This is a genomic window from Prescottella subtropica, from assembly GCF_005434945.1.
Taxonomy (GTDB): Bacteria; Actinomycetota; Actinomycetes; order Mycobacteriales; family Mycobacteriaceae; genus Prescottella; species Prescottella subtropica.
Genome location: NZ_SKCH01000010.1, coordinates 18,703 through 43,096, shown reverse-complemented (window position 1 = coordinate 43,096; position 24,394 = coordinate 18,703). Strand labels below are relative to the sequence as shown.

The 24,394-nt window shown below is 67.7% G+C and carries 18 protein-coding genes and 2 riboswitches; of the genes, 5 read left to right on the top strand and 13 right to left on the bottom strand.

Annotated features, from left to right (window positions below; translation table 11 throughout):
• Window positions 1–13: 13 nt before the first annotated feature.
• On the bottom strand, window positions 14–2,275 hold the full coding sequence (metE, locus tag E0497_RS11440; protein ID WP_137724922.1) for a 5-methyltetrahydropteroyltriglutamate--homocysteine S-methyltransferase: 2,262 nt from the start codon (window positions 2,273–2,275) through the stop codon (window positions 14–16).
• Between the two features lie 158 nt (window positions 2,276–2,433).
• A riboswitch (cobalamin riboswitch) is annotated at window positions 2,434–2,602 on the bottom strand.
• Between the two features lie 175 nt (window positions 2,603–2,777).
• Window positions 2,778–2,905: riboswitch (cobalamin riboswitch) on the top strand.
• 32 nt (window positions 2,906–2,937) lie between these two features.
• Here metE and E0497_RS11435 point away from each other — a divergent pair.
• The 4 genes from E0497_RS11435 to E0497_RS11420 are packed head-to-tail and all read left to right on the top strand — an operon-like array spanning window position 2,938 to window position 7,704.
• Window positions 2,938–4,530 carry an ABC transporter substrate-binding protein gene (locus tag E0497_RS11435; protein WP_137724921.1) on the top strand — a complete coding sequence of 531 codons (1,593 nt, stop codon included), beginning with the start codon at window positions 2,938–2,940 and terminating at the stop codon, window positions 4,528–4,530.
• Complete coding sequence (locus E0497_RS11430; protein ID WP_161987410.1) at window positions 4,527–5,480, top strand: ABC transporter permease; 954 nt, start codon at window positions 4,527–4,529, stop codon at window positions 5,478–5,480. The genes E0497_RS11435 and E0497_RS11430 overlap by 4 nt, the downstream gene beginning before the upstream one ends.
• Window positions 5,477–6,307 carry an ABC transporter permease gene (locus tag E0497_RS11425; protein ID WP_137724919.1) on the top strand — a complete coding sequence of 277 codons (831 nt, stop codon included), beginning with the start codon at window positions 5,477–5,479 and terminating at the stop codon, window positions 6,305–6,307. Before E0497_RS11430 ends, E0497_RS11425 begins: the two co-directional genes overlap by 4 nt.
• Window positions 6,304–7,704 (top strand): ABC transporter ATP-binding protein, encoded by a 1,401-nt coding sequence (locus E0497_RS11420; protein ID WP_137724918.1) that lies wholly within the window; start codon window positions 6,304–6,306, stop codon window positions 7,702–7,704. Before E0497_RS11425 ends, E0497_RS11420 begins: the two co-directional genes overlap by 4 nt.
• On the opposite strand, the gene E0497_RS11415 is transcribed toward E0497_RS11420, so the two are convergent.
• Window positions 7,687–8,631 carry an LLM class flavin-dependent oxidoreductase gene (locus E0497_RS11415; protein ID WP_137724917.1) on the bottom strand — a complete coding sequence of 315 codons (945 nt, stop codon included), beginning with the start codon at window positions 8,629–8,631 and terminating at the stop codon, window positions 7,687–7,689. The two genes, E0497_RS11420 and E0497_RS11415, sit on opposite strands and share 18 nt — an antisense overlap.
• A 215-nt stretch (window positions 8,632–8,846) precedes the next feature.
• Between E0497_RS11415 and E0497_RS11410 the strand changes: the two genes are divergently transcribed.
• Window positions 8,847–9,134 (top strand): hypothetical protein, encoded by a 288-nt coding sequence (locus E0497_RS11410; RefSeq protein WP_137724916.1) that lies wholly within the window; start codon window positions 8,847–8,849, stop codon window positions 9,132–9,134.
• Window positions 9,135–9,181: 47 nt separating this feature from the next.
• On the opposite strand, the gene E0497_RS11405 is transcribed toward E0497_RS11410, so the two are convergent.
• The 11 genes from E0497_RS11405 to rpoB form a co-directional block, all read right to left on the bottom strand.
• Entirely contained in the window at window positions 9,182–9,730 is a 549-nt protein-coding gene (locus E0497_RS11405; protein WP_137724915.1) for a hypothetical protein, read from the bottom strand.
• Window positions 9,731–9,735: 5 nt separating this feature from the next.
• The gene (locus tag E0497_RS11400; RefSeq protein WP_241665840.1) at window positions 9,736–10,542 is read right to left on the bottom strand and encodes a MerR family transcriptional regulator; all 807 of its coding nucleotides are present in this window, start codon (window positions 10,540–10,542) and stop codon (window positions 9,736–9,738) included.
• Window positions 10,543–10,606: 64 nt separating this feature from the next.
• Window positions 10,607–10,984 (bottom strand): type II toxin-antitoxin system death-on-curing family toxin, encoded by a 378-nt coding sequence (locus E0497_RS11395; protein ID WP_137724913.1) that lies wholly within the window; start codon window positions 10,982–10,984, stop codon window positions 10,607–10,609.
• Window positions 10,981–11,178 carry a plasmid mobilization protein gene (locus E0497_RS11390; protein WP_137724912.1) on the bottom strand — a complete coding sequence of 66 codons (198 nt, stop codon included), beginning with the start codon at window positions 11,176–11,178 and terminating at the stop codon, window positions 10,981–10,983. The genes E0497_RS11395 and E0497_RS11390 overlap by 4 nt, the downstream gene beginning before the upstream one ends.
• Before the next feature lie 159 nt (window positions 11,179–11,337).
• Window positions 11,338–12,840 (bottom strand): DHA2 family efflux MFS transporter permease subunit, encoded by a 1,503-nt coding sequence (locus E0497_RS11385; RefSeq protein WP_137724911.1) that lies wholly within the window; start codon window positions 12,838–12,840, stop codon window positions 11,338–11,340.
• A complete protein-coding gene (locus tag E0497_RS11380) occupies window positions 12,837–13,256 on the bottom strand; it encodes a MarR family winged helix-turn-helix transcriptional regulator (RefSeq protein WP_137724978.1) in 420 nt (139 codons plus the stop codon). Before E0497_RS11380 ends, E0497_RS11385 begins: the two co-directional genes overlap by 4 nt.
• Before the next feature lie 205 nt (window positions 13,257–13,461).
• Window positions 13,462–14,427: an NADPH:quinone oxidoreductase family protein gene (locus tag E0497_RS11375; protein ID WP_137724910.1), complete on the bottom strand. Its 966-nt coding sequence runs from the start codon at window positions 14,425–14,427 to the stop codon at window positions 13,462–13,464.
• A 60-nt stretch (window positions 14,428–14,487) separates the two neighbouring features.
• Entirely contained in the window at window positions 14,488–16,182 is a 1,695-nt protein-coding gene (locus E0497_RS11370; RefSeq protein ID WP_137724909.1) for an FAD-dependent oxidoreductase, read from the bottom strand.
• 88 nt (window positions 16,183–16,270) lie between these two features.
• Entirely contained in the window at window positions 16,271–16,471 is a 201-nt protein-coding gene (locus E0497_RS11365; RefSeq protein ID WP_137724908.1) for a hypothetical protein, read from the bottom strand.
• A 127-nt stretch (window positions 16,472–16,598) separates the two neighbouring features.
• On the bottom strand, window positions 16,599–20,558 hold the full coding sequence (locus tag E0497_RS11360; RefSeq protein ID WP_137724907.1) for a DNA-directed RNA polymerase subunit beta': 3,960 nt from the start codon (window positions 20,556–20,558) through the stop codon (window positions 16,599–16,601).
• Between the two features lie 127 nt (window positions 20,559–20,685).
• A complete protein-coding gene (gene rpoB / locus E0497_RS11355; protein ID WP_137724906.1) occupies window positions 20,686–24,192 on the bottom strand; it encodes a DNA-directed RNA polymerase subunit beta in 3,507 nt (1,168 codons plus the stop codon).
• Window positions 24,193–24,394: the final 202 nt, after the last annotated feature.

Genomic DNA, 24,394 nt, shown 5'->3' with positions numbered 1-24,394 from the left:
CCACAGTTTTCGGTCACAGGCTCGCGCGCACCCGCTTCGCGGCCTCCACCATGTTCCGCAGCGACGCCTCGACCTCGACGCGTCCACGGGTCTTGAGACCGCAGTCGGGATTGACCCACAGGCGTTCCGCCGGAACGGCTTCCAGCGCTTCCTTCAGGGACGTGACGATCTCGTCGACACTCGGGACGCGGGGCGAGTGGATGTCGTAGACACCCGGACCGACCCCCCGGTCGAACCCGACCGCGTCGAGGTCATCGAGCACCTCCATGTGCGAGCGCGCCGCCTCGATCGAGGTCACGTCCGCGTCGAGGTTCACGATCGCGTCGATCACCTCACCGAACTCCGAGTAGCACAGGTGCGTGTGGATCTGGGTCGAGTCCTCGACACCCGACGTCGAGAGGCGGAACGATCCGACCGACCAGTCGAGGTACTCCTGCCGACCGGCCGCACGTAGCGGCAACAACTCCCGCAGCGCCGGCTCGTCGACCTGGACAATGGCGATCCCTGCGTTCTGCAGGTCGACGGTCTCGTCGCGAATGGCCAGCGCCACCTGGTTCGCCGACTCGGCGAAGGGCTGGTCGTCCCGCACGAACGACCACGCCAGGATCGTCGCGGGACCGGTGAGCATGCCCTTGACCGGACGGTCCGTCAGCGACTGCGCGTACGAGATCCAATCGACGGTCATCGCCACCGGACGCCGGACGTCACCGAACAGGATCGGTGGCCGCACGCACCGACTGCCGTACGACTGCACCCAGCCGTTCACCGTCGCGGCGAAACCGTCGAGCTGTTCCGCGAAGTACTGCACCATGTCGTTGCGCTCCGGCTCACCGTGCACGAGCACATCGAGTCCCAGTTCCTCTTGCAGTGCAACCACATCGACGATCTCCGACCGCATCCGGTCGCGGTACTCCGACTCGGTGATCTCCCCCTTGCGCAGCGCCGCGCGCGCGACCCTGATCTGCATCGTCTGCGGGTACGAGCCGATCGTCGTGGTCGGCAGCACCGGCAGGTTCAGTCCGGACTGGGCTGCGCGACGACGATCCGCCGGCGACCGGCCCGGATCGGACGCCAGGATCGACGCGAGCCGGGTGCGGACGGCATCGTCGTGCAGACGCGGGTCGGAGGTCCGCGTCGACCGCGCGGCCCGATCGGACACGAGACGGTCGGCCACCGCGTCACGACCCCGTGTCAGTGCGGTCGCGAGGGTCACCACCTCCTCGGTCTTCTCCGACCCGAACGCCAGCCACGACCGAAGCGCGGCATCGAGATTCGTCTCGGCGTCGAGCGTGTACGGCACGTGCAGCAGCGAGCACGATGTCGACACCGCCAGCGACCCGACGCTCCCCCGCAGTGCGTCCAGCGTGGTCAGGGTCCGATCGAGGTCGGTGCGCCAGACGTTCCGGCCGTCCACGACGCCCGCGACGACGTGCTTGTGCGCGAGGTCGGGGACCGCGCCGAGCACGTCGGACCCGGCGACGGCGTCAATGGCAAGGCCCTCGATCCCGGTCGCCGCGAGCGCGGGCAACGCGTCGCCGAGGCTGCCGAAGTACGACGCGACCAGGATCGCGGGCCGCCGCGGGATCGCGGCGAGACGGTCGTAGACGCGGGCGGCGACGGCGATCTCGTCCGCCGTCCGATCGGCGACCAGCGCCGGTTCGTCGATCTGCACCCAGTCCGCTCCGGCCTCGTGCAGTCTGCCCAGGAGGTCGGCGTACAGGGGCACGAGTTCGTCGATCCGGTCGAGCAGCGGTGTGTCCGAGCCGACCGCCTTCGACAGCAGCAGGAACGTGACCGGGCCGATGACGACGGGCCGCGCGGGAACGTCGAGGTCGCGGGCCTCCTGCAATTCGGCCAGAACCTTCGACGCGTCGAGTACGAACGACGTCGCTGCGGTGATCTCCGGAACCAGGTAGTGGTAGTTGGTGTCGAACCACTTGGTCATCTCGAGGGGCACGACGGTGTCGGTGCCGCGGGCGGCCGCGAAGTAGCGGTCGAGGTCGGTGCCGAGTCCGATGACCCGGTCCGGCAGTGCCCCGAGCATGACGGCTGTATCGAGCATCTGGTCGTAGTACGAGAACGTGTTGACCGGAACGGAGTCCAGGCCGGCGTCCCGGAGTCCGATCCACATCCGACGACGCAGATCGGCACCGACAGCGGCCAGGGCGTCGGCGCCGATGCGGCCCGCCCAGTAGGCCTCGACGGCCTTCTTGAGTTCGCGACGAGGACCGATACGGGGCGAGCCCAGTACGGTTGCGGTGAACGAGGTAGTCACGTGTGTGTCTCCAGTGTGCATTCGCGGGATGAACCACCGCCGGCAGAACTGGTACACCCCTCGAAGCCCCGAACGAACGCATGCGGCAACACGAGTGGTCTACACGCCCATTCCCCGAGGCGGTGGCCCGTCGGGCACGACGCGCCCGACACAGTGGGCAGGTCTTCGGACTCGCGGGCATCCGGTATCGATACCGAACCTACTGGCCGTCGCTTCCCGGACCCTGGGGTCCAGTGCTCATGACGGCGGTCGTTCCCACTCACCGCTGCGGGACAGTCCCGGATTCCCACCGGGTTCCCTCTCACGCACCCCTCCCGGAGGGGTGGATGCGCTTCGACGCCGCCCCCGGTCTTCGGGGCTCCTCACGACCGGGGCAGGCGAACCAACTGCGTCCGCCAGTTTAGGGGCAGTTCCCGGCGCGCGTACAGCGGCTGTCCGGGAACATCGGTCGACTGTTGCATCCGAGTTGCCCGAATCGGTCTAGTAGGGTGCGTCTCGTCGCAGGGAACACCGGTGGGAATCCGGGGCTGTCCCGCAACTGTCACCGAGGAGCGAACCCCCAACGTTCGGCCACGACCCCGAGGGGTTGGAAGGCCGGGGGCGAGTGTCGATTCGGGAGCCAGGACACCTGTGGCGACTGCAGGACACCACGAGGATGGAATATGAACAACTCGATACCCACCACCCGCACCGGGTGGCAGTCGGTGCTGTGCGCCGGCATCGTCACTGTCGCCGCGGCCGTCGCCGTCGCCGGCTGCTCGTCGAGTACGGCCGACACCCGGTCCGGCCCCACCGACGATCACCTGACGATCTACAACTCCTACAAGATCGCCGGTCTCGACCCCGTCGCCACCGGCACCAATTGGCTGTTCGACTGGGGCATCGCCGAGAACCTCCTCCAGGTGGACGAGGACGGCACGATCAGCCCGTGGCTCGCGGAGAGCGTCGAGCGCCGCGACGACCTCACGTGGGCCGTCGAATTGCGGGACGGTCAGACGTTCCAGAACGGCACACCCGTGACGGCGCAGGCGGTCGCGGCCGCGTTGAGCCGGCAGATCGACAGGTCGAAGGCCGCGCAGGTGTACCTGCAGCCGGGCACCCGCGCGGTCGCCGAGGACGACGACACCGTGCTGCTGCACACCCCCACCCCGAACGCGATGGTGCCCGCGGGGCTGGCCGCCCGCGACAACTCGCTGCAGATCTACGACGTCGAGGCCGTCGAGGCCGCCGGCGGCGACTCCGCGAAGATCGTCGGATCCGGCGCCTACACCGGCCCGTACGCGATCACCGCGTGGACGCCGACGGATCTGGAGCTCGCCCGCTACGACGGGTACTGGCAGGGCACCCCGGCCCTGGCCGGGATCAGTGTCGACGTCGTGCCCGACGAGCAGGCCCGTATCGCCGGCGTGGAGAGCGGCGAGGCCGACATGGCGTTCTACCCGTCGACCGGTGCGCGACTGGCACTCTCGGGCCGCGACGACGTGGCGGTGAAGAACTCGCCGGAGGCGCTGCAGTCGCTGCTCGTCGAGATGAACCTGAAGCAGGGCATCTTCACCGACGTCGACGTCCGCAAAGCGTTCGTGCAGGCCATCGACTACCAGGGGCTGGCCGACAACATCGGCAACGGCTCGTTCGACGCCGCCGAAGGCTTGTACCCGCAGCAGCTGTCGTTCGCTCTGGGCAACCAGAAGTACGACGTGGAGTCCGCGAAGGCGTTGCTGGACAAGGCCGGCTGGGTTCCGGGCGCCGACGGTGTCCGCACCAAGGACGGGCAGCGTCTCACGGTCCGCTTCGTCACGCAGGCGCAGGGACCGGAGACCACCGACGTCGCCATCGGCATCCAGGACCAGGTCGCGCGGGCCGGGTTCGAGCTGAAAATCGACGTCGCCGAGGATTCCGCGGCGGTGAAGGAGAACCCGGCCGGCTGGGAGTCGTCCATCGCGCTGAGTGGATCGCTGTCCGGCACAGCCGATCCCGTCCAGCCGTACCTGGTGCGGTGGACGACCGGCGGCTCGTCGAACATGCAGGGCCTGTCGAATCCGGAGATCGACGCGATCGGCGACACGCTGCGCAGCACGTTCGACGACGGCGAGCGTGACGCCCTACTGAAGCGGGCCCAGGAGATCCTGGTGACCGAGCAGGCGTACGTCGTCGCGGGCACCTTCAAGTACTTCACGGTCGTCACCTCGCAGCAGTGGTCCGGCTACGAGGTCTCCAACGTCCGACGCCACATCCGGTACGACACCGGCGCGTGAGATCCCGCCTGCGCTCCGGCGTCCTGCGCCTGCTGCAGGCGCTGGGCGCCGCCTGGGGTGCGAGCCTGCTCATCTGGGCGCTGCTGCCGCTGGCACCCGGGGATCCGGCCCGGTTGACGCTGACCGCGCAGGGGATCCCGGAGCCGACGGACGAACAGCTGTCCGAGGTCCGGGAACAGCTCGGCCTCGACCTGTCGCTGCCGCAGCAGTACCTGCACTGGCTGGCCGGTGTCGTGCGACTCGACTTCGGGTCGTCGTACGTCACCGGTCGGCCCGTGGCCACCGAGTTCGCCGAACGACTCGGCCCCACACTGCGTCTCGCGTCGGCCGCACTGGTCCTGGCCGTGCTGCTGTCGCTCGGCCTCGGCCTGCTCGCCGCCCGCTACCGGGACCGCTGGCCCGACACGGTCGCCCGGGTGATCGCGTTGCTGTCGGCGTCCACCCCGGGATTCGTGGTGGGTCTCGTGCTCATCCAGGTCGTCGTCATCGATCTCGGTGTCGGCAGGGTCGTCCTGGACGGCTCGTGGGCGACGGTCGCGATGCCGGCGATCTGCCTGGCGTTCGGGCTGTTCGACACGTGGTCACGGCTGCTGCGGTCGAATCTGGTGGAGGTCACGGAGTCGTCGGTGGCGACGGTCGCCCGCAGTCGCGGTGCCACCACGCGGCGGGTGCTGCTGCGGCACGCCCTGCCGCACAGCCTGCCGTCGTACCTGCATGCGGTGGCCGTAGGCGCCGGCAGTGTCCTCGGTGGGGCGGCGATCGTCGAAACCGTGTTCACCTGGCCCGGACTCGGGGCGTGGGTCGTCACCTCGGTCGCCACCCGGGACCTGCCGGTCATCCAGGCGTTCGCGATGTTCGCCACCGTCACCTACGTGGTGGTCAACCTGGCGGCGGACGCGGTTGCGGCACTGATCGATCCGCGACTACGGAACCGGGAGTCCCCCGTATGACCGGCCGCACCGCTCCCCCACGCCGCGACCTCGCGCTGTGGACCGGCGCCGGACTGGCGGTCCTCGTCGTGGCCGTCGCGGCCCTCGGTCCGCTGGTGGTGTCCGTGGACCCGAACCTGCCCGACTACGGCGCCAAACTCCGTCCGCCGAGCGCCGAACACTGGCTCGGGACCGACCAGTACGGCCGCGACCAGGCCGCCCGGCTCGCCGTCGGCCTGCGCCGGTCGCTGTTGTCGGCGCTGGCCGTGCTCGCCGGGTCGATGACCGTGAGCCTGCTCGTCGGCGTGTTCGCCGCGTTGTCCGGACGCTGGGTCGACGGGGTCCTCAGTCGGATCGTCGACATCCTGCTCGCGGTGCCCAGTCTCGTACTGGCGCTGGCCCTCGTCGGGGTCCTCGGCCCGGGATACGTGAACCTTCTTCTCGCCCTCGTCGTCTCGTCGTGGGCGGCCGACGCCCGACTGGCCCGCGCCCTCACCCTCGAGGTGCTCCACCGGCCGTACATCACGGCGGCACGGCTGTCCGGGTCCGGGACCGTCCGGATCGCACTGCGGCACATCGTGCCCGCGGTACTGCCGCGGCTGTCGATCGTCGCGACCCTGCGCCTGGGTGCGGTCGTGGTGTCGCTGGCCGGGCTGTCGTTCCTCGGTCTCGGCGTCCAACAGCCGGACGCGGAACTCGGCGCGATGCTCGGCGACGCCCGCAAGTTCCTCACCGCCGCACCGTGGTTGCTGATCGTGCCGGCGACGGCGATCCTCGCGATGACCGCGGCCGCCAACCTGATCGCCGACAGCCTGCACCGTCGACACACCCCGGAGGGACGCCGATGACCGACCCCTCCGCGGCCGGGATCACCGGACTCACCGTCACCTACGCCGACGGGCGCCGCGCCCTGCACGACGTCACCGTCACCGTTCCGGCCGGGTCGGTCGTCGCCGTGATCGGTGAGAGCGGCTGCGGCAAGAGCACTCTGGTCAAGGCGCTGCTGGGGCTGCTGCCGTCGACGGCGACCGTGTCCGGGACCGTCCGCATCGACGGGCACGACGTACAGGGCATGTCCGGGACGGCACTGAGGGCCCTGCGCGGCAGCGATGTCGGGTACGTCAACCAGGACGCCTACGGCGGGCTGGACCCGCTGCTGCGGATCGGGGCGAACGTCGAGGAGGCGTGGCGGGCGAAGTCGCTGCCCGTCCCCGCGGCCGGGGCCGCCGACCGGCTCACCGCCCTCGGTATCGAGCACGGTGCCGGCCGGGTGCGGGACTGGCCGCACACGTGGTCCGGCGGCATGCAGCAGCGTGCGGGGATCGCTGCGGCGACCGCGCTCGCACCGGCGCTCGTGGTGGCCGACGAACCCACGTCCGCGTTGGACGCGGTCACCGCCGACGCCGTCCTGGCCCGGCTGGTCGCGGAGTCCCAGAGCCTGCTGATCGTCAGTCACGACCTGCCGCTCGTCGCGAGGTTCGCCGACCACGTCTACGTCCTGAAGGACGGCGAGATCGTGGAGCACGGCGACGCCGACCGGGTGCTCCGGGCCCCGCAGGATCCGTACACCCGCACACTGGTCCACGCACACGACCCGATGACCGGCGTGTCGACCACCGCCCCCGACGGCGACGTGGTGGTGAATGTCGATGCCGTCGCCCACGACTACGGGGCCAGGCGGGTCGTCCCGCCGACGACGTTCCGGGTGTGCCGCGGCGAGATCCTCGGTCTCCGAGGGCCGTCCGGTTCCGGCAAGAGCACGCTGCTCCGGATCCTGGCCGGTCTGGAGCGGGCCACGACCGGGACCGTCTCGTGGTCCGGCGCCGCCGCCCCCGCACCGGGGTCGGTCCAGATGGTGTTCCAGGACGCGGTCGGCAGCCTCGATCCGCGGTGGCCGATCTGGAAGTCGGTCGTCGAACCGGTCCGGCTACGCGGAACCCGGGGCCGCGAGGCCGCGGCGGCGGCGCTGCACCGGCTCGGGCTGGAATCGATACCGCTGCAGGCCCGCCCGGCCGCGCTGTCCGGTGGGCAGTGCCAGCGGGTCGCGCTCGCCCGCGCACTCGTCTCGGGTGCCCGGTTGGTGCTGGCCGACGAACCCACCGCAGCACTCGACCCCACGGTGGGCCGGCAGGTGCTCCGCGCCCTGCGCGACCTGGCCGACACCGGGACCGCGGTGGTGATGGTCAGCCACGACGACCGGGCACTGGCGTCAGTGTGCGACCGCATCCTAACGCTCGGCCAGTAGCGGACGCAGCCGGCCGGCGATCCGTTCCAGGATCGGATTCCACTGTGCCGCAGTGAGCTGCACCGGCTGCACGTGGCACAGCAGGTCGGTGGCGTAGACCAGGCCGGCGTCACCGCGCAGGCCGTCGGCGACCTGTTCCGCCGACCCGTGGTAGATGTGGCCGCGGTCCAGGTAGTCGGTGGCGGTGTAGCCGTCCGGGAAGCGTCCGGCCTCGATGCCCCGCCGCACCCAGTCGGTCACCCCGTCCGCGAGCAGGGCCCGCGCCGACGCGACGTCGTCGGTGCAGGCCACCGGACGGGACAGTCCGACACGGGGATCGGCGGCGTGCCGGGTGTACTCGTCGAGCATCCGGGCGGCGGTCGTGTCGTCGGGTCCGTGCGGTGTCGAACTGCGCCCGGACAGCACCCCCAGCCCACGCTCGGCGGCCAGCCGCATCCCGGACTCCGACGCGGTGCCCAGCCAGATCCGGTCCCGCAGCCCCCGCTCGTCGGGGACGATGCCACCGCCCTCGAGCAGGTCGATCACGGTGTCGACGGCGCGCCGCAACTCGTCCCGCCGCCGGTCGTGGTCCCGGCCGAACCGGCGGGCGGTGTCCGGGTCGGCGCCCGCCCCGAGCCCGAGTTCGAGCCGGCCACCACTGAGGGCGTCGACGGTTGCGGCGTCCTCGGCCAGCCGGATCGGATCCTCGAGCGACGCCACGACGACCGCGGTGCCGAGCCGGATGGACGTGGTGCGTTCCGCGACCGCGGCGAGCAGCACCAGCGGGGACGGCGAATGCCCCCGCTGCGCACCGAAATGATGCTGCGCGATCCAGAACGAATCGAACCCCAACTCCTCGGCCCGGCACGCCGATTCGACGGTGTCGCGCAGTTCCTCCCGCGAACTCCGTGCCCCCGCACAGTGGCTGATCACTCCGAAACGCGTCATGCACAATCCTTCGATCCCGATGTCCGGGAACATTCGATCACGGTCGGCGGGTCGTGCCGTCGCGCACCCCAACCGTCAGCACTGCACGCAACGTCACGGTGCGCGCGCAGCACAGCCGTCCCGGAGTGTCGGGCACGACCGCTACAGTGCAGACAGCGGCGAGGAGTTCGACCGGATCCGTCATGGGACGGCGGTCGGGAGGGATCGGTGGTCGTATGAAGAACGTGGTCGGCTGGATTGCCGCGTTCCTTGTTCTCGCGTTCGTGATGACGTACTGGAAGTGGCTTGTCGCTGCTGCCATCATCGGCGGAATTGTGTGGGCCGGATGCGCATTCGGGGTCCCGTTGTGGCAGCGGAGGCAGCAGCAGGTGCAGGATCGGCGCAACGGTGAGACCGCCCGCCGATCGGCACTCGCCGCCCGAGCCGACATTCAGCACCAGCAGCACCTCGCCGGCGAGGACCGCGGTATCTACGGTAATTTCCCGCCGACAGCGTTGGATTAGCCGGCCCGCATCGACCGATCACCCGGGCCGGCCGTCGCGCACCCCGATCAACCGTTCAACGAGCTGCTGCGGTTCGTCGACGGACAAGCGCCCACAGCCGTCACCGACTCCGTCGTCCGGTGGCCCGGCAACAACGCCGGAAGACGCACCGGGATCGGTCTCGCCACCGTCACATCGACTGTGGTGCCGTCGGAGTTCGGCAGGAACAGTCGTCCGTCGACGATCACCGGGGCCGTCTCCGCGTACCGGGACGTCCGCGACACGTGTTCCACCTCGTCCAGGTCGATCGAGGCGACAACAGATCCGAACTGCCGCAGTACCAGGCGATCCTCGGTGATGTAGTGCGGATGCGTCCGGTGCACAGCCAGGAAGCCGAACAGCATCAGCAGCGACCAGACGGAGAGAACCGCGAGCACGATTTGCAGCCACGGCCACGGCACGAGCAGATGCAGGACGACCATCTCGACACCCGTCGCGATCGCGAACGCCACCGGGACGGCAAGTGTCCCCCGGTCCGCGGTGAATACCTCTACCGCCGCGTCCGGAACCGACCGTCGGCCACGCACCCACATCCACAACGCTCTCAGTACCCTCACGACCCTCACGATTCCTCCGTGCGGGACAGCAGGATTCGTGTCGCCCGCAGCACGACCTCGCGTTGCGCAGGATCCGGGACGACGTCGTCGAGGTCGAGTGCCCAGTGCGCGGAGTCGTCGCTCGAGTCGATGCCCGCCGGTATTCCCGGGTGATGTGTGTGGTTCCGGTCGAAGCTGTCGACCATCCGGTGCACCAGCACGTCGATCTCCTTCCCGACGGATGCCGGAGGCCGGCCCGCGAGTGTCGACCACTCGACGAGGATCGCGAGGTACTCGGATCGCTGCCCGGGATCGGTCAGGAACGCAGCGAACCCGTCGAGCAGTGATGCCGGGGCATTGCCGGTGATCGCGAGCATCTCGAGCAGATCGCGCTCGCGTTCCAGTACCGCTGCAGCCGAGGCCGTCTCGGCGGTGCCGATCGCGTCCCGGAAGGCCGCGGCAATCCCCGTGGGCAGTGCCGAGATCGGGTTCCCCGATTCGGCGTCCGACAGCATCCCGGCGAGCAGCGCACTGCGTCGCGCGAGCGTCGCCTGTTCCCGCCGGATCGCGTCGAGCAGGGCCCGCAGATCGTCCACCACATCACGGCTTCCGGCATCGGACGCGTCGCCACCGAGAACGGCGGCAACGGAACCGAGCGGAACACCGCTGTCGGCGAGCCACCGGATCCGCATCAACCGGACGACGTCGTCGACCGTGTACTCGCGGTACCCGTTGGGCAACCGTTCCGGCTCCGCCAACAGTCCGAGCCGGTGATAGTGCCGCACCGCTCTCGTCGTCGTCCCCGCCGCCTCTGCCACCTGACCGATTCGCATGTCCCGAGTCTCGACCATGACGCTGCGTCAAGGTCAAGGGACGAGAGAAGGAACGGCCATCGATTCAGGCGGTGAACGATACGAGGGCAGCAGCAATGACGTCCACGTCGTGGACACCCGCAGCGACATCGTTCATCAGCAGTTCGGCGGCATCGACGTCGAACCCACGACGTAGGCGGATGCCGTTGTAACCGAGGAACAGCCATGCCGCGGCCCAGGCGGTGCGCTTGTTGCCGTCGACGAGCGCCTGATTCCGGGCGACCGAATGAAGCAGAGCCGCGGCCTTCTCGTACACAGTCGAGTAGACGTCGACACCGAATACCGTGCTTCGCGGTCTCGCAATGGCCGCATCCAGCAGTCCCATGTCCCGGACAGCAGGGTTCCCGTTGTTGATACGGGCCGCAATCGCGAGGAGGTCGCCGCGATCGAGGTGAACGGTCACGCGAGGCGCTCGTTCAACTCGGCCGATTTGTCGAAGATGTCGGCAAGCAACTCGTCCCGCAGATGTTTCCGGGAACTGGCCGCATCGAGAGCCACGCTTCGCACAAAGGCCTTGAGGGAGACCCCTTCGCGGTCCGCAGCCTCACGGATCAGGATCTGCTCGTCGTCGGTGAACTGAATGTTGAGCGCAGGCATACCACCGATGGTACCTATCCAGGTACCGGAATAGGTACCTCATCGTCGGCAAGCATCGGACCGGACGCCATACGAGATTCACCCGCCGAGGATCGGCAAACACCCGTGCCCCCGAACGATCGGATCGTTCGGGGGCACGGGGTCACAGTGTCGAACCGGTCAGTGCATCATCACCGGTGCGTCGCTGCTCTTCTGGACGGTGAGTTTCCGCGGCAGGAAGAACGCGGGGATCAACGTGCACAGCAGCAGCAGGAACGCGATGAAGAACGTGTTGCCGAACGCGTCGGATGCGGCGCTGAGGATCTGATCTGTCGCGTCAGATTCCTGGACGTGCTGCATCGCGACCTTCTCGTTGGTGAGGTCGCGGGACAGCAGCTGGTTGGTGAGGATCACCGACATGGTGGCGGTGCCGATGGAGCCGGCGGTCTGCTGGACGATGTTCATCAGTGTCGAGCCGCGGGCGATCATCTCGTTCTTGAGGGTGACCATCGCGGCGGTCATCAGCGGCATCATGGTGCAGCCCATGCCGAGGCCCTGCACGAACAGCGACCCGAGCAGCAGCCAGTACGGTGTGTCGGCGGACAGCTGGGTGAACGAGAACATGCCGAGCGCGATCAGCGGCAGACCCGTGAGCACGATCTTGCCGGGGCCGATCTTGTCGACGAGGCGTCCGGCGATCGGCATGGTCACCATTGCGCCGATGCCCTGTGGGGCGAGCAGCAGACCGGCGGCGAGCGTCGACTCACCGCGCACCTGGATGAAGTAGCTGGGGAACAGCAGACCGGCACCCATGAACGCGACGATGAACGTCGACGTGGTGAGCACGGCGACGGTCAGCTGCCGGTTCTTGAACAGGTGCAGGTCGATCAGCGGGTGATCCTTGCGGAGCGCATGGAAGACGAAACCGACGATCAACAGCAGGCCGACACCGGCGGAGACGAGCACCCGCGCCGACGCGACGGTGCCGGTCTCGGGGATCGAGGAGACACCGAACAGGAACAGCGCCAGACCGGGCGAGAGCAGCAGCATGCCGACGACGTCGAACGCCTGCGACGGGCTCGCCTCGTCCTTGGGCAGCAGCTTGACCGCGGCCACGAGGGCGATGATGCCGACGGGCAGGTTGATGAGGAAGATCCAGTGCCAGCTGGCCGCGTCGATCAGCCAGCCGCCGAGGATCGGGCCGCAGATCGGGCCGAGCAGCATCGGGATACCGAGGACGGCCATGACGCGTCCGACCCGTTCGGGGCCGGCGGCACGGGTCATGATCGTCATACCGAGCGGCATGAGCATGCCGCCGCCGAAGCCCTGCAGCACGCGGAACGCGATGAGCGAGGTGATGTCCCACGCGAACGCGCACGCCACCGAACCGGCGACGAACAGGATCAGAGCGCCGATGTAGAGACGTTTGGTGCCGAACCGGTCGGCCGCCCAGCCCGTGACCGGGATGACGGTGGCCAGGGCCAGCGTGTAGGCGGTCATCGTCCAGGCGACGACGGCGTAGCTGGTCTCGAACGTTTGGATGAACGTGGGTACCGCGACGCTGACCACGGTGACGTCGAGAATGGACATGATGGCGCCGAGCACCACCACGGACGCGATCTTGAGGACCGCCCCGTCGATCTTGTCGGACACTGGTGGTCCGGTGGTCGAATTGGTCGTCATCCGCAGAATTCCTGACTTCGGGCCCGCAGGGCGGTGCCCGCGAGTATGGGTTGGAGAGCGTCGAGTAACCGCACACGATCCGACCGGTCCAGCCGGCCCGCGAACGCGCGGAGCTCGTCACGCTTGTCCTCGAGGTGACGGGACACCAGGGCACGCCCGGCCTCCGTCAGCGAGACCCGTTTGATCCGACGATCGTCCGGGTCCTCGCGGCGCAGCACCAACTCCTGGGACACCAGCTGGTCGATGTTGCGGCCGGCGGCGGCCACCGAGATCCGCAGATGCTCGGCGACCACGTTGATCGCGATCGGCTCTCCGTGCTGCGCCAGCACGAACAGTGCCCGGACCTGCGAGAACGACAGGTCCATCGCGACGAGGGTGTCCATCGATTCGGACTCCCCCATGCCCAACAGACGCATGATGAACTCCTCGAGCACCGTGTAGACGTCGTCCGGAGTCGCCTCTGTTGCCACGCACGAGATGCTAACGCCGCTGCAACTATTGCGACAACGCAATAAAACCCCCGGGCCGCCCCCGATCGCGACCCGTCCACGACACCACGCGCCCCCGACCTGCGGCAACAGGTTTTCCACCCGCACCGCCGTCAGGTGACGAGGAACACATTCATTCCTGGGTGAGAACGGCCTTCCCGATCACCCGGCCGGCCTCGAGGTCCGCGAGGGCCTGCGCGGCGTCGGCCAGCGGATACCGGGCCTCGACGAGGGGACGCAGCCCACGCCGCACGTGCTCGACGAGCGCCGCATGCGTCTGCGCGAGCGCCGACGGCTCGTGCCGCAGGAACTCGCCCCACGCCGCACCGACGATGCTGATGTTGCGGAACAGCACCCGGTTGAGTTTCACCGACGGGATGCCGCCGCCCGCGAACCCGATCACCACGAGCCGGCCCTCCGGGGCGAGCGCCCGGACCGCGTCGTCGAACGCGTCCCCGCCGACCGGGTCGACGACGACGTCCGCGCCGCGCCCGTCGGTGAGCTCGTGGATCCGTCCGGCCCAGCCGTCGGCGAGCCGGACCACGTCGTCGGCCCCGACCTGACGCAGGAAGTCGTCGGCGCCCTCCCGTCGCACCACCGCGATCACCCGAGCGCCGTGCGCCTTCGCCAACTGGATCGCGGACGTGCCGATACCGCCGGCCGCACCGAGAACGACGACGGTCTCCCCCGGCTGCAGCTTCGCGCGGCGACCGAACGCGAACTCCATCGTCTGATAGTTGATGATGAGCGACGCGCCCTCGGCGAACGTGAGCTCGTCCGGCATCGGCAGCACCAGATTCGGGTGGACGGCGACGCGTTCGCCGTAACCGCCGAGGCTGGACACGGCGAGCACCCGCTGCCCGGCCGTGAACCCGCTACCGAAGGGGGCGTCGAGCACCACACCGGCCACCTCGGTGCCCGGCACGAACGGCGCCTCGGGCCGCAACTGATACTTGCCGTAGCTGATGAGCAGGTCGGGGAAGCACACGCCGGACGCCTTCACATCGATCAGGACCAGCCCCGACGCCTCCGGTTCGGGAACGTCCCGGAGAACCATCGCCGACGGTCCCGCCAACTCGGTGACCACCACTGCGCGCACGTACCCCACCTCCGCCTCGTCCGGGCCCCGCTCGAATGCTGTCGGCCCGTGCGGGCGACGCTACCGCGCGAACAGGCCGCGACGCTTGTGTCCGACGTCGACCATCTCGGTCGTGTCGGTCATCTTCACGCGTGGACGGCCCTCGACGACGCCGCGGCCGCGTTCGGTCTCGTCGATGGCCTGCCAGCCGCGGCGGGTGATCTGTTGCGGCTGCCGCTGGTCGAGCAGTCTGCCGAGTTCCTTGCGGCCCGCGGCGGGGGCGGGCAGGCGGCGGGCCTCGAAGTCCTCGATGATCCGGGCGACGGTTTCCTTGGCGCACGTCTTGTTGGTGCCGATGACCCCGTTGGGGCCGCGTTTGATCCAGCCGGTCACGTAGACGCCGGGGAGCGCGTTTCCCTCGTCGAGGACGACGCGGCCGCGGTCGTTGGGGACGACGCCACGCCGCTCGTCGAACGGGATCCCCGGGATCGGGCGGCCCCGGTAGCCGATGGACCGCAGCACCAGCGTCGTGTCGATCCGCTCGGCGCGGTCGGTGGGGCGGGCGGTGAACCCGCCGGCCGCGTTCTCTACGAGTCCGTTGGCGACGACGGTCAGGCCCGCAACCCGCTCGTCGCCGTCGACCTCGGTGGGCGACGTCAGGTAGCGGAACACGATCCGCTTGTTGCCGGGTGTCGGGGTGCGCTGCGAGAACTCAAGGGCGAGACGCACTTTCATGGTGATCGCGGGTTCGACGTCGCCGCTGTCGAGCAGGGCCTGCGAATGCTCGTCGAGCTGCAGTTCGGCGGGGTCGACGACGACGTCCACGCCGGGCAGGTCGCCGAGCGCGAGGAATTCGGGGTTGGTGTAGGCAGCCTGAGCGGGTCCGCGGCGTCCGAGGAGGATCACCTCACGGATGTTGCTGTCCCGCAGCGCCTTCAACGCGTGGTCGGCGATGTCGGTCTTGGCGAGGTCGTCCGGGTCCGCTGCGAGGATGCGGGCGACGTCGAGGGCGACGTTGCCGTTGCCGACGATGACGGCCCGCTCCCCGGACAGGTCGAACGTTCGGTCGGCGTAGTCGGGATGCCCGTTGTACCAGGCGACGAACTCGGTGGCGGCGTGACTGCCGGGCAGGTCCTCGCCGGGGATGCCGAGCGTGCGGTCCGCGGACGCGCCGACCGCGTAGATCACGGCATGGTGGTGGGTGAGCAGGTCCGCGTGGCCGAGATGCTTGCCGATCTCGACGTTGAGGTGGAACTGGAAGGCGTCCCGGTCGAGGGACCAGTCGAACATCTCGGTGACGGTCTTGGTGCCGGGATGGTCGGGGGCGACGCCGGCGCGGACGAGCCCCCACGGGGTGGGCAGCTTCTCGAACATCTCGACCTCGACGTCGGAGCGCTTGAGCAACTCCTCCGCGGCGTAGCAGGCGGCGGGGCCGGCGCCGACGACGGCGACCCGCAACGTCCCGAGGTCCCGCACCGGCGGCGTCTCCGGGGTGATCGGAATCCATGTCTCCGGCATGGGGTGCCGCGTGTAGTAGTCGGCGTTGATCTCCGCGTACCGCCGCAGGGGTGCGGTGAGCTGATCCTCGGGGAAGATCGCGTCGACGGGGCACGCGTCGACGCAGGCGCCGCAGTCGATGCACGCCTGCGGTTCGATGTACAGCATCTCAGTGGTGGCGAACTCGGGCTCGTCGGGCGTGGGGTGAATGCAGTTCACCGGGCACGCGGACACGCAGCTCGCGTCGTTGCAGCATGCCTGGGTGATGACGTAGGCCATGGTCGATTCCCGTCCTTCATGTGACCGAGAGTTACAGCTATAGGACTGTAGTCGGCATCACACGGTCCGACAAGCGTGACGGGGTCGCTTACAGGACTTTCTTGGCGACGACGGCGAGTCCGGCGAGGATCGCGGTGACGAGGAGTGCAGTTCCGAAGCCTGTGAGCCACCACAGCACACCGAAGATGATGATGGCGGGGGCGGCGACGATTCCGACGATCACCGGGCTTTCCTTGACGACCTCGAGTGCCGATTCGGTTTTCACGCGGTCTATTTTCTTGCCGGCCATGTCGCCTCCAGGGTCCGTTCCGGTCGTGCTGTCTCCAGAATGCCCGAAGGTTCCGTCCCCGGACAGAGGGACATACGACTGTGGCCCCACATCCCGTGAAGGATGTGGGGCCACACGCCGCTAATGGTTAGCGGTAGTCGTTACCGAACCCGTAGTCGTCCAGCGGAACCGCAGCACCGGTACCGGTGCCGAAGCCCTCCGGGCTGTAGTACTGGTCGTCGTACGACGGGACCGCGTACGCGGCCGCACGTGCCTCTTCGGTCGGCTGCACCTGGATGTTCCGGTACCGGTTGATGCCGGTGCCGGCCGGGATCAGCTTGCCGATGATCACGTTCTCCTTGAGACCGATCAGCTTGTCCGAGCGGCAGTTGATCGCCGCATCGGTCAGCACTCGGGTGGTCTCCTGGAACGACGCCGCCGACAGCCACGAATCCGTCGCCAGCGACGCCTTCGTGATACCCATCAGCACCGGGCGACCCGACGCCGGCTCGCCACCCTCGGCGACGACCCGACGGTTCGCGGACTCGAACTCGGCGCGCTCGACCAGCGAACCGGGCAGGAACTCCGTCGCACCCGAATCGATGATCGTGACGCGACGCAGCATCTGGCGCACGATGACCTCGATGTGCTTGTCGTGGATCGACACACCCTGGCTCCGGTACACCTCCTGGACCTCGTTGACGAGGTGGATCTGCACCTGACGGGGGCCCATGACACGCAGCACCTCGTGCGGATCGGCAGCACCCTCCATGAGCTGCTGGCCGACGTCGACGTGGTCGCCGTCCGACAGCAGACGCTCGGAGCCGTCGTCGTGCTTGAACACGCGCAGACGCTGACGCTTCGAGAGCTTGTCGTAGACAACCTCTTCGCCACCGTCGTCCGGGACGATGGTGATCTTGTAGAAGCGCTCGCCGTCCTCGAGCTGCACCCGGCCGGAGACGTCCGCGATCGGCGCCTTGCCCTTCGGGATACGCGCCTCGAACAGCTCCTGGACACGCGGCAGACCACCGGTGATGTCGGCCGCGCCGGCCGCACCACCCTGGTGGAAGGTACGCATCGTCAGCTGGGTACCCGGCTCACCGATCGACTGGGCGGCGACGATACCGACGGCCTCGCCGATGTCGACGAGCTTGCCCGTCGCCATCGAACGGCCGTAGCAGGTGGCACACACACCGGTCGCGGTGGTGCAGGTGAGGACCGAACGGACCTTGACCTGCGTGACACCCGCCGCGAGCAGCGCGTCGATCGCCGGATCGCCCAGATCGTGGCCGCGCTCGACGATCACGTTGCCGTTCTCGTCGACCGCATCCGAGGCGAGGGTGCGGGCGTACGTCGAGGTCTCGACGTGCGCGTCGCGGATGATCGTGCCGTCGGCCTGCTTCTCCGCGATGTGCGTGATGATGCCGCGCTCGGTGCCACAGTCGACCTCACGGACGATGACGTCCTGCGACACGTCCACCAGACGACGGGTCAGGTAACCCGAGTCGGCGGTACGCAGCGCGGTATCGGCCAGACCCTTACGGGCACCGTGCGTGTTGATGAAGTACTCGAGAACCGTCAGGCCCTCCTTGAAGGAGGACTTGATCGGACGCGGGATGAACTCACCCTTCGGGTTCGTCACCAGACCCTTCATGCCGGCGAGCGACCGAACCTGCGTCATGTTGCCGGCCGCGCCGGACTTCACGATCATCGGAATCGGGTTGTCGTCGGGGAAGTGGGCCTCCATGGCCTTACCGACCTCGTCGGTGGCCTCGGACCAGATCTTCACCAGAGCACTGTTGCGCTCCGTGTGGTTGAGAGCACCACGCTGGTACTTCTTCTCGATCTGGTCGGCCTGCGCCTCGAACTGCTCCATGATCTGAGCCTTCTCCGGCGGCACGAGCACGTCGGAGATCGAGACCGTCACGCCGGAACGGGTGGCCCAGTAGAAGCCGGTGTCCTTGAGCTTGTCGACCGTCTGCGCGACCACGATCATCGGGTAACGCTCGGCGAGATCGTTGATGATCGTCGCCTGACGCTTCTTCGGCATCTGCTCGTTGACGAACGGGTAGTCCGCCGGCAGCAGATCGTTGAACATGATCCGGCCCAGCGTCGTCTCCGCGATCCACGCGTCGCCGTAACCCCAACCCTCGGGGAACAGTTCGGCCTCGACCTCGGCCGACGGACGCTGATGCGTCAGACGGATCTTGATCTTCGACTGCACCGACAGCACACCGCGGTCGACGGCCATCTGCGCCTCGGCCGGGGACGAGTACACGCCCTGCTCGGCCTGATCGGTGGCGGCCGGCCGGTACTCGCCCAGCCCGTCCTCGATCTGACGGGTCAGGTGGAACAGACCCGTCACCATGTCCAGACGCGGCATGGCGAGCGGACGACCCGACGCCGGCGACAGGATGTTGTTCGACGACAGCATCAGGATGCGGGCCTCGGCCTGCGCCTCCGCCGACAGCGGCAGATGGACGGCCATCTGGTCACCGTCGAAGTCGGCGTTGAACGCCTCACACACCAGCGGGTGCAGCTGGATGGCCTTGCCCTCGACGAGCTGCGGCTCGAACGCCTGGATACCCAGACGGTGCAGCGTAGGTGCACGGTTCAGCAGCACCGGATGCTCGGCGATGACCTCTTCGAGGACATCCCACACCTGGGCGCGCTGACGCTCGACCATGCGCTTCGCCGACTTGATGTTCTGCGCGTGGTTCAGATCGACCAGACGCTTCATCACGAACGGCTTGAACAGCTCGAGCGCCATCAGCTTCGGCAGACCACACTGGTGCAGTTTCAGCTGCGGGCCGACGACGATGACGGAACGACCCGAGTAGTCGACGCGCTTACCGAGCAGGTTCTGACGGAAACGACCCTGCTTGCCCTTGAGCAGATCGGACAGCGACTTGAGCGGACGGTTGCCCGGACCCGTGACGGGCCGGCCACGACGACCGTTGTCGAACAGCGCGTCCACCGACTCCTGCAGCATCCGCTTCTCGTTGTTGACGATGATCTCGGGGGCACCCAGATCGATCAGTCGCTTGAGACGGTTGTTGCGGTTGATGACGCGGCGGTACAGGTCGTTCAGGTCCGACGTGGCGAACCGGCCACCGTCGAGCTGCACCATCGGGCGCAGCTCCGGCGGGATCACCGGAACAGCGTCGAGGACCATGCCCATCGGCGAATTCCCGGACATCTGGAACGCGGCGACGACCTTGAGACGCTTGAGCGCACGCAGCTTCTTCTGGCCCTTGCCGGACCGGATGGTCTCGCGCAGCGACTCGGCCTCGGCCGCGATGTCGAAGTTCTCCATCAGCTTCTGGAGCGACTCCGCGCCCATCGCACCGGTGAAGTACTCGCCGTAACGGTCGACCAGCTCGCGGTAGATGCCCTCGTCGACGATCAGCTGCTTGACAGCCAGCTTCGTGAACGTGGTCCAGATCTCGTCGAGCCGGTCCAGCTCACGCTGCGCACGGTCCCGGAGCTGACGCATCTCACGCTCGCCGCCGTCCTTGACCTTGCGACGGACGTCCGACTTCGCGCCCTCGGCCTCGAGCTCGGCGATATCGGTTTCGAGCTTCTGCGCACGGGCCTCGAGGTCGGCGTCACGCTGATCCGCGACGGTCTTCTTCTCGACCTCCATCTCGGCCTCGAGGGTCGAGAGTTCGTTGTGGCGCAGCTCGTCGTCGACACCGACGATCACGTAGGCGGCGAAGTAGATGATCTTCTCGAGATCCTTCGGCGCCAGATCCAGCAGGTAGCCCAGCCGGCTCGGCACACCCTTGAAGTACCAGATGTGCGTGACCGGAGCCGCGAGCTCGATGTGACCCATGCGCTCACGACGAACCTTCGCACGCGTCACCTCGACGCCGCAGCGCTCACAGATGATGCCCTTGAAACGGACACGCTTGTACTTACCGCAGTAGCACTCCCAGTCCCGGGTAGGGCCGAAGATCTTCTCGCAGAAGAGGCCGTCCTTCTCGGGCTTGAGCGTGCGGTAGTTGATGGTCTCCGGCTTCTTGACCTCGCCGTAGGACCAGTTGCGGATGTCCTCCGCGGTCGCCAGACCGATGCGGAGTTCATCGAAGAAGTTGACGTCGAGCACGTAACTTCCTTTCCCCAGAGGGATTGCGGATCGGCGGTGGAGGTCCGCCATTCCTGACTGCCAATTCAAATGTGCTCTAGCGCCCCCGGGGCCGTGCACTCACAGCACGGCCCCGGGGACCGGAAACCTAGTTCGCGAGATCGTCCACGGTCGCGGCCTCGTTCCGGGACAGGTTGATGCCCAGGTTCGCGGCGGCACGCTCGAGGTCCTCGTCGTCACCGTCGGCCATCGCGATGGCGGCGCCGTCCGACGACAGCACCTCCACGTTCAGGCACAGCGACTGGAGCTCCTTGAGGAGCACCTTGAAGGACTCCGGGATGCCCGGCTCGGGGATGTTCTCGCCCTTGACGATCGCCTCGTACACCTTCACGCGGCCGACGACGTCGTCCGACTTGATGGTGAGCAGCTCCTGCAGCGTGTAGGCAGCGCCGTACGCCTGCATCGCCCAGCACTCCATCTCACCGAAGCGCTGGCCACCGAACTGGGCCTTACCGCCGAGCGGCTGCTGGGTGATCATCGAGTACGGACCCGTCGAACGCGCGTGGATCTTGTCGTCGACCAAGTGGTGCAGCTTGATGATGTACATGTAGCCGACCGACACCGGGTACGGGAACGGCTCGCCGGAACGACCGTCGAACAGCGTCGCCTTGCCGTCCGGACCGACCATCCGCTCACCGTCACGGTTCGGCAGCGTCGAACCGAGCAGACCGGTGAGCTCGTCCTCCTTGGCACCGTCGAACACCGGCGTGGCGATGTTCGAGTTCACCGGAGCGGACAGCATCTCCTCGGGCAGCGTCTCCGCCCAGTCCGGGCGCGAACCGTCGGCCGCGATCTGCACGTTCCAGCCGGCCTTGCCGACCCAACCGAGGTGCGTCTCGAGAACCTGACCGATGTTCATACGACGCGGAACACCGTGCGTGTTCAGGATGATGTCGACCGGAGTGCCGTCGGGCAGGAACGGCATGTCCTCCTGCGGGAGGATCTTGCCGATGACACCCTTGTTGCCGTGGCGGCCGGCGAGCTTGTCGCCGTCCTGGATCTTGCGCTTCTGGGCAACGTAGACGCGGACCAACTCGTTGACACCCGGAGGCAGATCGTCGTCGTCGTCACGCGAGAACACGCGGATGCCGATGACCTTGCCGGACTCGCCGTGCGGCACCTTCAGAGAGGTGTCGCGGACCTCGCGGGCCTTCTCACCGAAGATCGCGCGCAGCAGCCGCTCCTCCGGAGTCAGCTCCGTCTCACCCTTCGGGGTGACCTTGCCGACCAGGATGTCGCCGTCGCGGACCTCGGCACCGATACGGATGATGCCGCGCTCGTCGAGATCCGCGAGGACCTCGTCCGAGACGTTCGGGATGTCCCGAGTGATCTCCTCGGCACCGAGCTTGGTGTCGCGGGCGTCGATCTCGTGCTCCTCGATGTGGATCGAGGTGAGCACGTCCTCCTCCACGAGGCGCTGCGACAGGATGATCGCGTCCTCGTAGTTGTGGCCCTCCCACGGCATGATCGCCACGAGCAGGTTCTTGCCGAGCGCCATCTCACCGTTCTCGGTGCAGGGGCCGTCGGCCAGGACCTGACCGGCCTCGACCCGCTGACCCTCGTCCACGATCGGACGCTGGTTGGCGCACGTGCCCTGGTTCGAGCGCGCGAACTTGCGCAGACGGTACGTCTTGCGGCTCGCATCGTCGGCCATGACGGTGACGTAGTCGGAGGAGACCTCCTCGACGACACCGCTCTTCTCGGTGACGATGACGTCACCGGCGTCGACCGCGGCACGCAACTCCATGCCGGTACCGACCAGCGGAGCCTCACTGCGGACCAGCGGCACCGCCTGACGCTGCATGTTCGCACCCATCAGGGCACGGTTGGCGTCGTCGTGCTCGAGGAACGGAATCATCGCGGTCGCGACCGACACCATCTGGCGCGGCGAGACGTCCATGTAGTCGACCTCGGACCCGGAGACCAGCTCAGCGTCGCCGCCCTTACGGCGGACCAGGACGCGATCCTCGACGAAGTGACCGCTCGTGTCGACAGGCGAATTGGCCTGCGCGACGACGTACCGGTCCTCCTCGTCAGCGGTCAGGTAGTCGACCTGATCGGTGATGACACCGTTCTCGACCTTGCGGTACGGGGTCTCGATGAAGCCGAACGGGTTGACCCGCGCGTACACCGACAGCGAACCGATCAGGCCGATGTTCGGGCCTTCCGGAGTCTCGATCGGGCACATACGGCCGTAGTGCGACGGGTGGACGTCACGGACCTCGAGGCCGGCACGCTCACGCGACAGACCACCCGGGCCCAGCGCCGACAGACGACGCTTGTGCGTCAGACCCGACAGCGGGTTGTTCTGGTCCATGAACTGCGACAGCTGCGACGTTCCGAAGAACTCCTTGATCGCAGCCACGACCGGACGGATGTTGATCAGCGTCTGCGGGGTGATCGCCTCGACGTCCTGCGTCGTCATGCGCTCACGGACCACACGCTCCATACGGGACAGGCCCACACGGATCTGGTTCTGGATCAGCTCGCCGACCGTACGCAGACGACGGTTACCGAAGTGGTCGATGTCGTCGACCTCGACCGGCACCTCGACGCCGCCCGGAGCGGTCATCTCGGTGTCACCCGCATGCAGGTGCACCAGGTACTCGATCGTCGCGACGATGTCTTCCTCGGTGAGGGTCGACGCCTCGATCGGCAGCCCGAAGTTCAGGCCCAGCTTCTTGTTCAGCTTGTAACGGCCGACACGAGCCAGGTCGTAACGCTTGTCCTTGAAGAACAGGTTCTCCAGCAGGGTCTGCGCCGACTCCTTCGTCGGCGGCTCGCCCGGACGCAGCTTGCGGTAGATGTCGAGCAGCGCCTCGTCGGTGCCGGCCGTCGAGTCCTTCTCCAACGTCGACATCATGATCTCGGAGAACCCGAAACGCTCGGTGATCTGCTCGGTGGTCCACCCCAGCGCCTTGAGCAGCACGGTGACCGGCTGACGGCGCTTGCGGTCGATACGCACACCGACGGTGTCACGCTTGTCGACATCGAACTCGAGCCACGCACCGCGACCCGGGATGACCTTGACGCTGTGCAGCGTCTTCTCGGTGCTCTTGTCGATCGTGTCGTCGAAGTACACGCCCGGCGAACGCACCAACTGCGACACCACGACACGCTCGGTGCCGTTGATGATGAACGTGCCCTTGTCGGTCATCATCGGGAAATCACCCATGAAGACCGTCTGGCTCTTGATCTCACCGGTGTTGTTGTTGATGAACTCGGCGGTGACGAACAGCGGCGCCGCGTACGTCATGTCCTTGTCTTTGCACTCGTCAGTCGAGGCCTTGACCTCGTCGAAGCGCGGGTCCGAGAAGGACAGGGACATCGAGCCCGAGAAATCCTCGATGGGAGAGAGCTCGGCCAGGACCTCGTCGAGACCACCCATGACGGCGCCGTCACCACGTGCGGCCGCGCGCTCGCGCCAGGCCTGTGAACCAACCAACCATTCGAACGAATCGGTCTGTAGATCGAGGAGCCCTGGGACCTCGAGGGGCTCGCGAATCTTCGCGAATGACACCCTTCGGGGGGCTCCGGGGATTCCGGCAACTGCCTTGGTCTGGCTAGAGACTGCCAAGATGCGTCCTTCCAGCACCTCACGCGGGCCGCTCGTGCAGGTGCGACCGCCGCTGTATCTGCTTCTTCATGTGGGGCGAATTCGCTGGTCACAACCCGAACGAATTCTCGCCACGGAAGCAGGAAGCGAGTCACTTCACCGCAGTGAGGTCGAGAGGTGGACAGGAGGCAGCCAGCGCAACGTCCAAAATTACACCCAATCTCGAGAGATGTCGAGTCGG